9 protein-coding genes are annotated in these 15,511 nt (G+C 67.6%); 2 read left to right on the top strand and 7 right to left on the bottom strand.

What is annotated here, in order from left to right; all coding sequences use genetic code 11:
* Positions 1-48: 48 nt before the first annotated feature.
* Positions 49-678, bottom strand: coding sequence for a DUF6230 family protein (locus ACH4RC_RS13115; protein ID WP_398199094.1), 630 nt, complete (start codon positions 676-678; stop codon positions 49-51).
* 649 nt (positions 679-1,327) lie between these two features.
* Positions 1,328-2,302 carry a tetratricopeptide repeat protein gene (locus tag ACH4RC_RS13110; protein WP_398199091.1) on the bottom strand — a complete coding sequence of 325 codons (975 nt, stop codon included), beginning with the start codon at positions 2,300-2,302 and terminating at the stop codon, positions 1,328-1,330.
* 362 nt (positions 2,303-2,664) lie between these two features.
* Here ACH4RC_RS13110 and ACH4RC_RS13105 point away from each other — a divergent pair, with 362 nt between their 5' ends.
* Complete coding sequence (locus ACH4RC_RS13105) at positions 2,665-3,294, top strand: TetR/AcrR family transcriptional regulator (RefSeq protein WP_398199089.1); 630 nt, start codon at positions 2,665-2,667, stop codon at positions 3,292-3,294.
* 132 nt (positions 3,295-3,426) lie between these two features.
* Positions 3,427-4,152, top strand: a complete 726-nt coding sequence (locus ACH4RC_RS13100) for a hypothetical protein (RefSeq protein ID WP_398199088.1) — start codon at positions 3,427-3,429, stop codon at positions 4,150-4,152.
* A gap of 88 nt (positions 4,153-4,240) precedes the next feature.
* Here ACH4RC_RS13100 and ACH4RC_RS13095 read toward each other — a convergent pair whose 3' ends face one another.
* The 5 genes from ACH4RC_RS13095 to ACH4RC_RS13075 form a co-directional block, all read right to left on the bottom strand.
* Positions 4,241-4,660: a DUF6086 family protein gene (locus tag ACH4RC_RS13095; RefSeq protein ID WP_398199086.1), complete on the bottom strand. Its 420-nt coding sequence runs from the start codon at positions 4,658-4,660 to the stop codon at positions 4,241-4,243.
* Positions 4,657-11,745, bottom strand: coding sequence for a hypothetical protein (locus ACH4RC_RS13090; RefSeq protein ID WP_398199224.1), 7,089 nt, complete (start codon positions 11,743-11,745; stop codon positions 4,657-4,659). The genes ACH4RC_RS13095 and ACH4RC_RS13090 overlap by 4 nt, the downstream gene beginning before the upstream one ends.
* 940 nt (positions 11,746-12,685) lie before the next feature.
* Positions 12,686-14,386, bottom strand: a complete 1,701-nt coding sequence (locus ACH4RC_RS13085; RefSeq protein ID WP_398199223.1) for a methylmalonyl-CoA mutase — start codon at positions 14,384-14,386, stop codon at positions 12,686-12,688.
* A 102-nt stretch (positions 14,387-14,488) separates the two neighbouring features.
* Complete coding sequence (locus tag ACH4RC_RS13080; RefSeq protein WP_361063948.1) at positions 14,489-14,827, bottom strand: DUF3817 domain-containing protein; 339 nt, start codon at positions 14,825-14,827, stop codon at positions 14,489-14,491.
* Between the two features lie 130 nt (positions 14,828-14,957).
* Positions 14,958-15,467, bottom strand: a complete 510-nt coding sequence (locus ACH4RC_RS13075) for a MarR family winged helix-turn-helix transcriptional regulator (protein ID WP_398199085.1) — start codon at positions 15,465-15,467, stop codon at positions 14,958-14,960.
* Positions 15,468-15,511 lie beyond the last annotated feature (44 nt).

The raw sequence follows: 15,511 nt of genomic DNA, 5'->3' as shown, positions 1-15,511 counted from the left end.
CGCGCCCCTCCGTGCGATGCGGTGCGGGTGATCGCTAGGCGGTGAGGCCTAGTAGCACTCGATACCCTTGCCGCTGCCCTTCTTCAGGCTCATGTTGAGCCCGTTGAGCTTGAAGGTGCCGGCGCTCGTCGCCCAAGCGGTCTGGTCGACGTCGGTCAGGATGGCGCGCCGCGCCTCCTGGGCGAAGCCGTTCTTGTCGGCCTGCTCCTTGCCGCCCTTCATGCCGGGGCCCTTGGTGGACTCCCCGGCGGCGACACCAATGTTGATGTCCCGGAACTCGGCGTCGGCCTTGAGCTGCGCGACATCGATGTAGATGTTGTCGGCATGCGCCGGCGTACCGCCGCCACCGGCCTTCAGCACCAGCGTGATGTCGCCGAGGCCCGGCAGGTGCGTCACCACGGACTGGCACATGTTGGTGAGGTCGGCCTTCTTGAACGCCGAGACGGAGACCGGGTGAACGGTCCCGTTCGCCTCGGCGTCGATGGCCCCGTACTGAACCATGCCCCTGGCGTCGAGCTTGTCGACGTGCACCTTGAACGACTGACCCGACACACTGAACGATGCCGCAAGCGCGCCCTGCGAGAGCGCAACGCCTATCGCCGCGGTGGCCGCGACGCTCGGCACCATGACAACGGCGAACCGCTTCCATCTTGTTCCACCACGAGCCACGGAAGTCATGACTGTTGTTTCCTCCTTCTCGGACGTACATCTCCGGCCCTGACTCGCCCCTCTAGGCGGCTCAGCCGGGCAGGGATGGGAGAAGTGCTACGTCCTCGGGAAGGAGAGCGCCTGTGTCGGAGGCGCTGATTCGCACCTTGATCACCGGCGATCACCCCCGAGCGACAACCACTGGTCGCACCTGATCCATCACGCGCAACCTGCTGGACAGGCTCAGCCGTAATTGGCCGAGACCCCCCTGTCCCAGACCGCCGGCGCTCCCCAAGGCTTCACCGTCGGCCTGCTCGGTGGGGACCCAGAATCCCCGGCGCCCGACCGGCTGTCGGGAAAGTGAGGAAGTGGACCGAGCGTGCCCGATCGTGGTGCATTCCCGGCGCTCGCACAAGGGGGTTCGTTACTCATGGGTAACGGACGAGTAACCACGCCACGACGGCCCGACATCGGACAGCAACACAGGGTGCCGCCTACTGCGGCGGCAAAGAGGTTGATACCGGTATGAAATCGGGCGGAAGGATGCCTTCGACTTACTCCAAGTAACAGCGGCCGCGTTTACCAAGTTTTGGTAAAACGCAGCCGCTGTGAGCCCCTGCGGGCGGAATTTTCACTTCGGCACCACATGCCGCGGGTTTAGGAAGAGGGCGCTACCAGCTCAGAAAAGAACCCGGGCCAGGGCCGTACGCGCGGTGATCACCCGGGGGTCGTCCGCCCCGACGATCTCGAACAACTCCAGGAGACGGACCCGCGCCGCCGTGCGGTCGTCACCCGCCGAACGGGCGACCGCGTCGACAAGTCGGCCGAAAGCATCCTCGACATGACCGCCGACCAGGTCCAGGTCGGCGGCGGCGATCTGCGCCTGCACGTCGCCGGGCTTCTCGGCGGCGTCCCTGCGGACCGCCTGCGGGTCGAGGTTCTGCACCCGCTGGAGCAGTTCGGCCTGGCCGAGGCCGAGCTTGGCCTCGGTGTTGCCGGGGTCGTCGGACAGCACGTTCTTGTACGCCTGGACGGCACCGCCGAGGTCACCCGCGTCGAGCGCCTGGACGGCGGCTTCGAGCAGCGCGTCGTACGGGCCGGGAGGAGGGGTCTGGGCGACCGGGGCCGCGCCCTCCGCGCTCGGGTCGACGGCGATGCCGGTGAGCCCGAAGCGCTCCTCGGCGACCTGGATCAGCTGATCGAGCGTGCCGCGGATCTGGGCCTCGGGGGCGGCTCCCTGGAAGAGGGGCAGCGCCTGCCCGGCGACGACCGCGAAGACGGCCGGGATGCCCTGCACCCCGAACTGCTGCATCAGCATCTGGTTCGCGTCGACGTCGATCTTCGCAAGGACGATGCGCCCGCCGTACTCGACGGTGAGCCGCTCAAGGAGGGGGCTCAGCTGCTTGCAGGGCTCGCACCACTCGGCCCAGAAGTCGATGACGACGGGCACCTCGGTGGAGCGCTGCAGTACGTCGCGCTCGAAGTCCGCCTCATTGACGTCGATGACGAGGCTCGAAGGCGACACCGCGGCGGGGCCGCCGCCCTGCCGGGCGGCTTCGGCGCGCGCCTGCTCCGCCTTGGCCTTGGCCTCCTGGGCCGCCTTCACCGCGGCGAGATCGACGACTCCGCTCATGGACATGTTCCGTGGCTGCATGCGTGCATTCTCCCCCCTCCGCGACCGGTTGTGGGCCGGGTACCGCTCCGTGGCCTCCCGCCGGATTGCGAGACGCAATGAAGAGACACGGAGCGGACTCGGCCTGCTACTACTTTTCCTGAAGGTTCGGCGCCGGGTCCCCACCCTGCGCCGGTGATACCGGGTCCCCACCCGGCATCCGTGGTTGCCGCTCGTCCGGACCGGCTCCGGGTGCAGATCGGAGTCGTGCCGCGGCGAGATCACACTATCGAGCTTTCGCTACGGCTCGTAGCGTAACTGTCCTACGCAGGACACCGGAGGGCGGGCCCGGGTGATCTGGCTCACGCACACCAGCCCACCTACTGGCCGGTATGGTCGCGACCATGCAGAGCCGCACGCCGTCGTCCAGCGCGGGTCGACTCGGCCGGCCGCGGTCCGCCGCGGCGGACGAGGCGATCCTCGAAGCCACGCGCGCGGCGCTGGTCGACCTCGGCTGGTCGAAACTGACGCTCGGTGACGTGGCGACGCGGGCGGGTGTGGCCAAGACGACGCTCTACCGGCGCTGGGCCGGCAAGAACGAACTCGTGGTCGACGCGGTGGCCGTCCTCTTCGATGAACTCGAACTCCCCGACAAAGGTTCCCTGGCCGCCGACATCGAGGGCGTGGTCCTCCAGTTCGCGGCGATCCTGGACCGCCCGGAGACGAAGACGGCGCTGATGGCGGTAGTGGCGGAGTCGACCCGCGACGCGCCCCTCCGCGAACGCATCCGCACCTCGATCGTGGACCGGCAGAAACGTCTCGTCCTGGAAGGCCGCGCCCGGGCCGAACGCCGAGGCGAACTCCCCACCTCCCCCGACCCGGCCGCAGCGGCGGCGACAGCGGACCTGATCTTCGACGTGGCAGCGGGCGCGGTGGTCCACCGGACGCTGGTCAGCGCGGAGCGGGTGGACGCGGAGTGGGTCCGCAGGTTCACGGCGTTGCTGCTGGGCGGATTGGCAGCAGCGTCGGGCTGAGCAGCGTTGCAGCCCCGGCCCGATGTGGCCAAACCGTAACAGGGATATCCTTTTTGTCTCTGTAAGATCATTCCGCCATTACTCTCACTCGTCGCTCGTAAGAGTCACTCGTAAGAAATGTCAGGAATCAACATGAGACTGCGAAAGACCCTTGCGGTTGCCGCCGCACTGCCGACCCTTCTGGTGATATCCGCGTGCAGCAGCGAGACGGACGAAGGGACTGGACACGACAGAAGCCCCTCGCCGACGAAGGCGGCCTCGACGGGAGAGAAGAAGAAGGCGGACGAGGCGAAGCGCATCGGCGCGCTGCCTCCGCAGGAGCTAAAAAAGGCCACGCTTTCCGGAGAGAGCGCCGGCTTCGACTTCAAGCAGGTTTCCAAGGCTGACGTCGAGGCAGGCCGGGACATGAAGGCGGACAAGGCCGAGTGTCAGCCACTCGCCAGCCTTGCCGGCGGGTACACCAACATCAAGGCCGTGAGCGTGGAGCACCGCTCCCTGGAGCCGTCGGAGGCGGAAAACGCCACCGTTGGATCGATGTGGCTCGCCGCCCACTCCAAGAAGAACGCCAAGCAGGTCATGACCGACCTACGGACGTCCCTGAAGAAGTGCCCCAAGGGCTTCAAGACGCTGGGGCTCACCTACAAGGGCGTCGACCAGTTGAGGGATCCGTCGCTAGGGGACGACGCCGTCGGTTACCGGATCACCAGCGCTGTCGGCAAGCAAACCGTGCCAATGACTTACACGGTGGTGCGCAAGGGCGGTGTGATCGCCGCGTTCTACGGGGTCAACATGCTGACGCCAAAGAAGAGTGCCATCCCCGAGACGACCATCAAAACGCAGCTGGCAAAGTTCGGCTGACGCTGCCTGCCTGCCTGCCATACAGGGGCGCCCGACTCGCTGACGAGTCGGGCGCCCATTTCTACGCTGCCGCCCTCATTCGGTCAGCTCACTTCACCTGCCCCCGAACAGCGACCGTACCGTCATGCCGGGCCCAGACGTGGCCCAGCAGGTTGCGGTCCTCATCGCGGGCCCATGCGAGGTAGGCCTCCTCCACCTGCGAGCGCGTGGATACCGTGATGCCGATTCTGTCCGCGAGCGCAACCATCAACGGGAGCACACCGTCCATGAGTTGGACCATGTCCCAGTGGCGCGTCTCAGCCCTCCGCCGAAGAGCCAGGGTGACGAACTGTCCGTACTGCTGGGGCTCTACTTTGACCCAGTCACCGGAGACATCATCCAGCCCCATGGGCACGCGGAGGACGCGCTTGCCCAGGGCCTCGACTCCCCCCATGAACAATTTTCCGATGTCCAAGGAGGGTTCCCACACGTCCTCGTCAGTTGCGTCGACCGTGAAAATGTAACTCATTCCACCCACCATATACGGATGTCGACGTCGTACTTGATGCGCATCTGGTGCATGTAGTCCTCGACCAACTTCTTCAGACCGGGGTTGCTCTTGAGCGCCTCAGGGTCGAAACGGAACCCGATCGGGGCGTTCTCATATCCCTTGACGAATCGGCGCGCATCTAGGTACTTCTTGACCTTGTCCGGAATGTGTTTGTCGATCCATTTCTTTTGTCCAGCCACATCCATTGGATACGAGACCGACTTCTCCTCCCAGAGAATGCCGTCCTTAACGTAGTCGATGTCCGTAATGCGCTCCTTGAACATCGGGTCGCTGGCGACGTCGTAGACGTCGACGCCCTTGGCACCGTCAGGCACGTGGTACTTGTTGTCGGATCCGAGCCAATCCCGGCCCTTCACCCAGGAGCCGTCAGCGTTTTTGTACGGGAATTCGATGTTCTTGCACTCTTTCGCCCCGGGGTGAGTGCACGGGTTAGAACCTCCGGGCAATTTAATAGAACCCCGGTCAGGGTTCTTGCGGTACTCCTCAAGAACCTTGCGCAAGTGCTCAAGGGTGCGCTTACCCAACTGAGCTCGCTCGAAGAATCTTCCGATGCCCGAGGTGACCGTGGTGATCGCCTTCGCGACCTTCGGAAGCTTGCCGACTACCAGCACCAAGCTTCCGACATCGACCAGCGTCCACAGACAGCTCTCTATATCGCCTTCACCAAAGCAGCGCTTGATGTCGTTGACGCCGATGAACTCCAGCAAGATGTCTGCGCCATTGGCCTTGAGCCAGTCAACGACCGTCTGGGAGACCGACTTATTGGCGGCATCCCAGTCGTCCACGCAGGACTGGCCGCAGATCTGCAGCAGCAGAGCCCGGTCGTTGGCGGACAGCGTGTCGGGCGAGCCGCCGTACGCGCCGGTATCTCCGTTCGCCATGGCCAGCCGACGTTCCTCGGCGAGTCTCTCCCGTTCCGCTTTTTCGGCACGATCGGCTGACGCCTGGGCGTCCGAAGCAGCCTCATTCGCGTTATCGGCTGCGTCCTTGGCGGCACTAGCGTGGGACTGGGCCATGCGGGCGGAGAAGTCCGCGGCGTCTGCCTCGTCCGTCGCGTCCGACGCAGCCTGACGTGCGCTCGCCGCATCATGCTCAGCGGCAGTGGCCTCCCGGTCTGCCGCAGCCGCCTCACTCTCGGCGCTACTCGCCGAGACATCTGCGGCCACAGCACTACTGCCGGCCTGCGCCGCATAGCCGTCTGCCTCGTTGGCGAGCTTCTGCGCCGAGGACGCGGCGGCCTTGGCCTCCGCCGCGGACTTCTGCGCATTCTTAAATGCGGTCAGGGCTCGCGCGGCATCACCGGCAGCACTGGCTGCGGCGTCCGCGGCGGCCTTGTCATCCTTCGCGGCCTGATCGGCGAGAGCTTTCGCCTCCTTGGCCATGCGCTGGGCCTCGTCCGACTTCGCCTGCGCCGCAAGCGCCTGCTGCTCCGCTGTGGTCAGGGCCTGTTGGCCCGTCAACACCGCAAACGCCGCTGCAGAATCGGATTCCTTGTACGGAGTACCGACGGCAATTGCCGTGTTGGCACTCGCCGCAGTCTGCGTCGCTGTGTCTCGAGCCGCGAGCGCCGCCTGGGTAGTGGCGTAGGCGTGACCGGCCGTCTCAGCGGCGGATTTTGCCGTTGCGATCGCCTCGGCATGCGCGATGACAGCATTGTCGTGCGCTATAGCCGCCTGCTTCTTCGCGTTCGCGGCCTCCTTACCGGCTGCCTCGGCGTTGGCAGACGCCGCCTCGGCAGCGTCGATAGCCTCAGCTGCGGCCACGTGCGCAGTCGCTGCTGCACTGGAGGCGTTCCAGTACGAGGACCAGGCATCGTTTGAAGCGGTGCGCGACTTCGCAGCACTTGACTCCGCGTTGGTCGCGGCAGCGCGAGCGTTCGTCGCCGCCGTGGTCGCCTCTGCGGCTGCCGCGCGGGCCCCCGAAGCAGCCGTCGCTGCCTGATTGGCAGCGGCTCGCGCCTCATTCGCGGCCTGTTGCGCCTCCCCGGCCGCCTCGGTACCCACGGCGGCTGCGGCGGCCGATTCCAGGGCAGCGGCTCTGGCCTCGTAGGCTTTCTGGGTCCGCTCCGCCTCAAACGCCTGGTCACGCGCGTATTCGGCGTCCGACTCGGCACGCAGCGCCGTCTGATATCGGCCCTCGGCGGTACCGGCCGCTGCGTCGGCCACCCCGCGAGCCTCGCTCGCCTCATCCTTCTTGGTTTGCGCCCGGTCTTCAGCCGCGCCAGCCTTCTGCCGTTCGTCGGCTGCGGTGGCTCGGTAGGCGGCGGCATTGGCCCGCTCAGCCTCGGCCACCAGGGCCTTGGCAGCGGCGTTTTCTGCCTCCTTCTTAGCGATATCCTTCTGCGCCGCGGCAACGGCCTGCGCGTCCTTGGCCGTCTTGGCGTTGGCGGCGGCGGCCGTCGCGTATGCCTCGGCGGAGTCAGCCGATGCCTTCGCCTGGGCGGCCGCCTCCTGTGCCGCGATACGACGGAACTCCGTGTTCAGCGCATGCGTCTGAGTCTGCGCCAGCGCATACAACGTCTTGGAGTCCGCGACCGTGGCGTTGGCCGCGTTCAAGGCCGTTTCGGTCGCCTTGGCAGCGGCTTGGGCTGCCGCCCCCGAAGCGCGGGCCACCTGCACCGACTGCTGGGCATAGCTCAGGCCACGGCCACGGGGCACCTTGTTCGCGTCGGCGATGTCGTACGCCTGCTGCTGCGCGGTCACCGCGCGGGTGGCGGCGGACTGGGCGGCGGTGGAGTACTGCTTCGCCGAGGTGACCAGGGCCTGGACCTTGCCCCGAGCGCGCGCGAGGTCGGCATTGGCCCGGTCGAACAGCGCCTTCTTGGGCTTGAGCGTGCTGTCCGGGTAGTCGTGCCAGTACTTCTGCCACAGCAGAATCTGCTCGGCGAGCCACGCCTGGCCGACGGCTTCGACCATGTCGTCGCTGGCCTCACGGGTCGCGGCTGCCGCGTCCGCCTCGGCTTGGACGATCACGGCGCGCGGTGCGGCCTGCGAGGCGTACTCCGCTTTCCACTCGGCCGTCGCCGTGGCGACGACGGAGGCCAGGGCGTTGTGCGGGTCGACCGGGTCCTGGTGGTCGCAGGACGACCAGGCCTGCTTGAGGTTCTCCACCTCGACGCGGTACTCAGCGGAGTCCGTGGCCGGCGGGGCCATGAGGAAGCCTCCGTGTTGGAGGTAACCGGCGATGTCGGTGGCCGTGGTACCGCCCGAGAAGCGGGGATTGGTCACGTTCCCGTCACGCAGCATGATGTCTGCCGCGAAGTCGTTCCAGGAGTCCTTGCCCCGGTTTTCCTCAGTGATCTTCTTGGCCTGTGCGATGGCCTCGGGACCGGCGTTGGAGTGGCCGTCCCAGCCGAGCCGGCCCGCAAGCTCGGCCTGGGTTGAGAGGGTGAATTGGAGAATCTGCTTGTCGAATTCGGGCGCGTGCAGCGAGATGTCATCGCTGAACGAACTCATCGCGTAGGGACGGTTGGCGTCCTCCAACGCAGACTTACGGCTTGCGGAACTGTCCCGATAGTCGAAGCCGGCGGCAGTGTCCTTGTCCCTGGCCTGGCCGAGAGGCTCCAGACCGATGAAGGAGCTGTCGCCGATGATGGCGTGCAGTTCCCCAGCGGTGCCAGTCAGGCCCTCGATGGCCTTGGCCTTCATGTTCGAGCCACCGACGTGCAGGGCCACTCCGGCCAGACACTGTTCAAGCCGGGGTGTGCTGCGCACCTTACTGATGAGCCGGGTCAGTTCGGTGAGCCGACCTTCGGCGTCGTATGCGTCGAGCAGGACATCGCGGACACCGTCGCTCACCTTCTCCGCAGCCTCGGAGAGCGCAGGGATCCGTCCGACGATCACAGCCTCGGCGGCGATGTCGAGCTGCGACCACAGGCAGTCCTCGGTGCCGTCCAGGGCGAGGCACTGCTTCACCTTAGTGGCGCCGAGTTCGTCGAGCAGGATCTGTCCACCGTGGTCTGCGACCCAATCGACGAGGTCGACGGAGACGGCTTTCAGCCCATTGCGGTAGTCGTCGACGCAGGTCTGTCCGCACTTGTCGAGGAGAATCTGCTCCTCGGTGTCGCCCAGGGCCGGCCAATTACCCGCCCCTCCGGCGATGGCGGTGTTGCCGTTCTTCAGCGCCTCCTGCCGGTCGGCCTCGTTCTGTTCTCTCTTCTCCTGTTCGGCCTTGGCGGCGTCCTGCTCGGCCGCGTTGCTGTTGGCGTCGGCGTCGGCCGCCTTGGCCTCAGCGTCCTTGGCGTCCTGCTCTGCCTGGGTCGCCTTGCTGTCGGCCTTGTCGGCGGCGCTGGAGGCGCGCTCGGCCACCTCACTGGCGCGGGCGGCACTGCGCTCGGCCTCGGTGGCCTCGCGGTCTGCCTGAGTGGCCTCGTTCTGCGTTGCGTCGGCCGTGTTGCGGGCGCTGACCGCATCCGCTCCGGCTTGTGTAGCGTAGGAGGAAGCCGACTCAGCGGCTTTCTGTGCCGCCTTCTGTGCGGTCGCAGCCTGAGCCGAGGAGGCTTGGGCACGCTCGACAGCCTCAGCAGCACGTACGGAATCGACAGCCGCCTGGGCTGCGGCTTCGGCAGCCAGCTTGGCGTCACCGTCCGCTTGTGCGGCTGCCTTCTGGGCAGCCTCCGCCGCCCGAGAGGCTTCCGCCGCCTTGGCTTCGGCCGCGGCGGCCTGCTGCTCGGCCAGGGACTTCGAGTTCTGGCCAACGAGGGCCGCAAAGGCAGCCGACGCATCCGTCTCTTGGTACGCGGTACCGATGGACACCGCTTCGTTGGCGGCGGCGATGACCTGCCCGGCACTGTCGCGTGCCGCGAGTGCGGACTGTCCGGCTGCGTATGCCCGCCCGACAGCGGTGCCCGCGGTAGCGACAGCCGCTGCCGCCTCGACCCCAGCGCTGCTGGATTCCTGCGCCGCCTTCTTGGCCGCTTCGGTGGCGTTCTCGGAGGCAGTGGCGGCATTGTCGGACCTGATGGCAGCGTCCTGTGCATCGTCCAGGGCGCGCGCGGCAGCAACATGGGCGTCGGCAGCGGCGCCGGTCGCGCTGAGGTAGGCGGACCACGCCTTGTCGGCACCGGCTTGGGCCCTCTTCGCGGCCCCCTCCGCTACGGTCGCGGCCGACCGGGCCGTAACAGCGGCAGCTACGGCCTCCTGCGAAGCCGTCTGAGCCGCGGTGGCTGCCCCAGCTGCTTCCTGCGCTGCGGTGCGTGCCTTCTCGGCCGCCTGCTTCGTCTCGGCGGCGGTAGCGGTTCCGGCCGCTGCTGCGGCGGCCGCAGCCAGGGCGGCGGCGCGTGCTGCCGTTGCCTGCTTCTTCTGCAGCGCGGCGGCGGCCTGCGCGCGGGCGGTGGCGGCAGCCTTGGCCTTGGCGTCCGCTGTGGTGCGCTTTGCCTTGGCGGTCGTCGCTGCTGTCGCGGCTGTGGTCTTGGCCTGGTCGGCCGCCGTCTTTCGGGTGTCGGCGTCCTTCTCGGACTGCTGTGCCTTGGTCCGCTGCGTGGCGGCCGTGGCACGCGAAGCCACTGCCGTCGCGTGCTCAAGCTCGGACTCGGCCCGCTTCGTCTGCGCCGTGGCGGCCGCGTCGTGCGCCTGACCGCTCTTCTCCTCGGCCGTGGCCTGCGCTTTCTTCGCGTCGGAGGCGCTCGTCGTAGCGGCCTTCGCCTCCGCGTCTGCGGTGTCCGCGGCGGCCTTCGCCTGTGCGGCGGCCTCCTGCGCGGCGATCCGCCGGAACTCGGTGTTGATGGCGTGAGACTGGGTCTGCGCCGCGGCGAGCAGCGTGTCGCTGTCGGCCACGGTCGCGTTGACCGCCTCCAGGGCGGTGCGTGTGGCCTTCGCGGCGGCTTCGGACGCGGCGCCGGAGGCGCGGGCGACCTGAACCGACTGCTGGGCGTACGCGAGACCGCGACCGCGCGGAACATTGCCGGCGTCGGCGATGCCCCAGGCTTGCTGCTGCGCCGTCGCCGCCTTCTGGGCAGCGGCCGCAGCGTCGGCGGCATGCTGGCCGGCCGACGTCACCAGGGTTTGAACGGTCTTTCGGATCGCGGCCATATCGGCATCGGCCCGGTCGTACAGCGCTTGCCCAGGTGCGCCCAAGACGTCTGGCTCGGCAGCCAGACGGTCCTGCCAGAACTTGCGCCACGTCAGGATCTGGTCTGCCCGCCACGCCTGCCCGATGGCCTTGAGCATGTCGTCCGTGGCCGCTCGGGTGGCAGCAGCAGCGGCCGCCTCCGCATTGACGATCGTGGCACGCGGAGCGGCTTGGGCGGCGTACTCCGTCTCCCACTCGGTCATGGCGGTCATCAACGGAGCGTTGAGGACACGACGCATGTCGACCGGGTTCTGGTAGTCACAGGCCGCCCAAGCCTGCTTCAGGTCCTCGACAACTATTCGATACTCAGCGGAGCCTTCGGCCGGGGTCTCCTTCAGAAAGCCGCCGTGCTTGAGGTACGACGCGATGTCGCTGCCTGTAGTCCCGCCGGAGAACGCGTAGGGGCGCGTGTTTTCTTCCCTGAGCATGAAGTCAGCGGCGGAGTCGTGCCAGCTGTCCTCGCCCCGGTTCTGCTCGGTGATCTGCTCGGCTCGGGCGACAGCTTCCTTGCTGGCGGTGCTGTGTCCCTCCCAGCCGAGCCGGCCGGACATCTCGTCCTGAGTAAAAAGAGTGAACTGAAGGATGTCCGCGTCGAACTCCGGCGCATGCCACTGCATGTCCGGGCTGGCGTACGCAGAGGAGGCGTACGGCTTGTTGGCGTCCTCGAGGGCTGTGGAACGGCCCTTCAGCGTCTCGCGGTAATCGAGCGCGTCGTCGCCGTCGCCGTCCCTTGCCTGCCCGAGCGGGCCCAGGCCGATCCAGCCGACATCGCCGACCACGGTCCGCAGTTCGGCCGCCGTGCCGGACAGGCCCTCGATAGCCTTGGCCTTCATCTTGGCGCCGCCGAAATGCAGCGCCACACCTGCGAGACAGCGATCGAGTCGGGCGGTCTGCCCGATGGTGTTGCGGTAGTACCCGGTGTCTTCCTCGGGTTGGGAGTCTGCCGCCGCGGCCGGGGCTTGTACGAGCCCCATCACCACGGCTGCCGCAGTCAGGAGCGCTGTCCCACCGATGCCTCGGGTGACAGCGTCCCGCATGCGTCGTCGGCGTCTGCCGACGTCTGCGCGCCATCTCATTGTCAATGCCCAACAATCTATTCGCCGTTCGGCAGCATCAACCATGGGCACGACAGACGACGATCACCGCTTCCGCGAGCCCCCGTATGGCATGCGCCGGCGCCTACCCCTCCCACGAACTGGCGCCACCGCTTACGCGGAGGACCGTCTCATGCAGACGATCACCACAGGAAGGGCAAAGGATCTTCACGGGCAGGGCAAAAGATCCTAGATACGGGCATAGCAAGGTCAATCTTGACCCCTGCTTTACCTCAGAGTGGAACCATCGCGCCTACGAACCAGCCATGCGACGCAGATCGGCCAATTGTCCTCAGACCAAATACCTCCCCGGCGCGAACTGCCCAAGGTCCCCCGCCACCCACGCTGACGTCCGACTGAGCGCCTTCTCCAACGTGCGCTCCGGCTTTCCGCCCCCGCCCCATTCGCGGGCACGCGCGCTGTCCGAGAGGAGGCGGCGGGCCTCGCTGCCCGACGAGCGGAGGCGGGAGGGGGCGACCGTCACCCTTGCCTCTAGGCCTGATGCCGTGATCAGCGCCCCTGCCGGGGCACCGGCCAGGAAGCCGCGGGTCGTGTTTGTGAAGTACGTGCACTCGCGGGTCGGCGCCAGGGAGCCGAGCTTGATCTGCTCGCGCCCGCGTGGAGTTGGGACAGGATCGTTCGCTCACTTCCTCGCGCTCCTGATGCCATACGGCTCCGCCGAGCCCCGCACAGCGACGCGCCCCTGAGATGGCGCGCGAAGTGCCCTCTCAGGGGCGCGAGGAATTGCGCGAGCAACCACGACGTGACCCGCGCTCAAATCGACGCGAAGGGGGGCCCGGCGGACAGCCGGAGGCCCCGGTCAGAACCCGGGCGGCTCCGTGTACACGCCCCACTCATCGCGGAGCACCCCGCAGATCTCCCCGAGTGTCGCCTCCGCGCGGACCGCGTCGAGCATCGGGGCGATCATGTTGGAGCCGTCGCGGGCAGCGTCCAGCATCCGGTCGAGAGCGGCCCGTACGACCGACTCGTCCCGCGCCGACTTCCGGTCCCCGAGGACGCGGACCTGGTCCCGCTCCACCTCGTGGCTGACCCGCAGGATCTCGAGGTCACCGGTGACGGAACCATGCGCCACGTTGACGCCCACGACCCGCTTGTCGCCCTTCTCCAGGGCTTGCTGGTACTGGAACGCGGACTCGGCGATCTCGCCCGTGAACCAGCCGTCCTCGATGCCGCGCAGGATGCCGGAGGTGATGGGGCCGATGGGGTGCTGCCCGTCCGGGTGGGCGCGCAGGCCGCGCTCCTTGATCTGCTCGAAGATCTTCTCGGCGTCGGCCTCGATGCGGTCGGTGAGCTGTTCCACGTACCAGGCGCCGCCGAGCGGGTCGGCGACGTTGGCGACGCCGGTCTCCTCCATGAGCACCTGCTGCGTACGCAGAGCGATCTCGGCGGCCTGCTCGCTCGGCAGCGCGAGGGTCTCGTCGAGGGCGTTGGTGTGAAGGCTGTTCGTCCCGCCGAGGACTGCCGCCAGCGCCTCGACCGCCGTACGCACCACGTTGTTGTACGGCTGTTGCGCCGTCAGCGAGACACCCGCCGTCTGGGTGTGGAAGCGCAGCCACTGCGCCTTGTCGGTCTGCGCCCCGTACACGTCACGCATCCAGCGGGCCCAGATGCGGCGGGCGGCGCGGAACTTGGCGATCTCCTCGAAGAAGTCGAGGTGCGCGTCGAAGAAGAAGGAGAGGCCGGGGGCGAAGACGTCCACGTCCATGCCGCGGGACAGGCCCAGTTCGACGTAGCCGAAGCCGTCCGCCAGCGTGTACGCCAGCTCCTGCGCGGCCGTCGAGCCCGCCTCGCGGATGTGATAGCCGGAGACCGAGAGCGGCTTGTACGCCGGGATGGACGCGGCGCAGTGCTCCATCAGGTCGCCGATCAGGCGCAGATGCGGCTCGGGCTGGAAGAGCCACTCCTTCTGCGCGATGTACTCCTTGAAGATGTCGGTCTGGAGCGTGCCGTTGAGGACGGCCGGGTCGACGCCCTGGCGCTCCGCCGCGACGAGGTACATGCAGAAGACGGGGACGGCGGGCCCGGAGATCGTCATGGACGTCGTGACGTCGCCCAGCGGGATGTCCCTGAAGAGGACCTCCATGTCGGCGGCGGAGTCGATGGCGACACCGCAGTGCCCGACCTCGCCGAGCGAGCGCGGGTCGTCGGAGTCGCGGCCCATGAGCGTCGGCATGTCGAAGGCGACGGAGAGGCCGCCGCCACCCGCGGCGAGGATCATCTTGTAGCGCTCGTTGGTCTGCTCGGCGTTGCCGAACCCCGCGAACTGGCGGATGGTCCAGGTGCGGCCCCGGTAGCCGGTCGCGTGCAGGCCGCGGGTGTACGGGTACTCGCCGGGCCAGCCGATCCGCTCGAACCCCTCGTACGTGTCCCCGGGCCGTGGTCCGTAGACCGGCTCGACGGGGTCTCCGGACAGCGTCGTGAAGTCGGCGTCCCGCTTGCGGGCGGAGTCGTAGCGGGCCTGCCAGCGGCGGCGGCCTTCCGCGATGGCGTCAGCGTCCATGCTTCCCATGCCGTCCAATTTACTTGGACGTCCTAGTAAAAGTCGATGGCGAACCGCTCACACTCGTGTATGAGCGGTTGGGCGGACCCGGAACAGGCGGGCTTACGCCTTCGCGAGCTTCGTGCCGTCCTCCGTGACCTTGGCCTCCAGCTCCGCCGAGACCTTGCGCTCCACGAAGAACGCAGCCGTCGGGATCGTGCCCGCGATCAGCACCCACAGCTGCTTGCCGACCGGCCACTTCGCCTTGGACCCGAGGTCGAAGGCGAACACCAGGTAGATGACGTACAGCCAGCCGTGCGCGATGGCGATGACGCGCGTGGCGTCCGCCGCGCCGTCCATGCCGAGCGCGTACTTGGCGATCATGCCGAGACACAGGAGGACCAGGAGCACACCGGTCACGTAAGCCATGATCCGGTAGCGGGTCAGCACGCTCTTCTTCATGGGACGAGCGTAACCGCCCGATTTGCGCGATCTTCAGCCGGGTTCACGCGCGGCCCCGTACCCGCTCCGCGCCGAAGAGGTCACCCGCTCCGCGCCGAGGAAGCGGCTCGCTCCCCGCCGAAGAGGCAGCTCACTCCTCGTCGAAGTCGTTCGCCGCCACCCGCAGCGGCCGCAGCATCGCGAAGATCTCCCCGCACTCCTCGGCGTCGTACACGCCGAGCCCGAAGTCCATCGCCATCAGGTCGCGCGTCGCCGACTCGACGACCTCGCGGCCCTTGTCGGTGATGGTGGCGAGCGTGCCGCGGCCGTCGTTGGGGTTGGGGCGCTTGTCGACGAGGCCGGACCTCACCAGGCGGTCGACCGTGTTGGTGACCGACGTGGGGTGCACCATGAGGCGCTCCCCGATCTTCGACATGGGCAGCTCACCCTCCTTGGAGAAGGTGAGCAGCACCAGCGCCTCGTAGCGCGCGAACGTGAGCCCGTACGGCTTCACGACGGCGTCGACCTCGCCGAGGAGGATCTGGTGCGCGCGCATGATCGAGGTGATGGCGCCCATGGAGGGCACGGATCCCCAGCGCTGCTTCCAGAGTTCGTCGGCGCGGGCGATCGGATCGAAGGCAAGACTGAGCGGCTTCGGCACGACTCCGACCTTACCGGCCGGTCACATGGTGGTCAGCCCTGTCT

The organism is Streptomyces sp. NPDC016845, from assembly GCF_044332585.1.
GTDB lineage: Bacteria > Actinomycetota > Actinomycetes > Streptomycetales > Streptomycetaceae > Streptomyces.
This window is presented reverse-complemented; position numbering and strand designations above follow the sequence as displayed.

Coding starts and splice junctions, on each gene's coding strand:
- ACH4RC_RS13115 (WP_398199094.1), bottom strand. CDS start 678: ATGACTTCCGTGGCTCGTGGTGGAACAAGATGGAAGCGGTTCGCCGTT.
- ACH4RC_RS13110 (WP_398199091.1), bottom strand. CDS start 2,302: ATGCAGCCACGGAACATGTCCATGAGCGGAGTCGTCGATCTCGCCGCG.
- ACH4RC_RS13105 (WP_398199089.1), top strand. CDS start 2,665: ATGCAGAGCCGCACGCCGTCGTCCAGCGCGGGTCGACTCGGCCGGCCG.
- ACH4RC_RS13100 (WP_398199088.1), top strand. CDS start 3,427: ATGAGACTGCGAAAGACCCTTGCGGTTGCCGCCGCACTGCCGACCCTT.
- ACH4RC_RS13095 (WP_398199086.1), bottom strand. CDS start 4,660: ATGAGTTACATTTTCACGGTCGACGCAACTGACGAGGACGTGTGGGAA.
- ACH4RC_RS13090 (WP_398199224.1), bottom strand. CDS start 11,745: ATGGGGCTCGTACAAGCCCCGGCCGCGGCGGCAGACTCCCAACCCGAG.
- ACH4RC_RS13085 (WP_398199223.1), bottom strand. CDS start 14,386: ATGGACGCTGACGCCATCGCGGAAGGCCGCCGCCGCTGGCAGGCCCGC.
- ACH4RC_RS13080 (WP_361063948.1), bottom strand. CDS start 14,827: ATGAAGAAGAGCGTGCTGACCCGCTACCGGATCATGGCTTACGTGACC.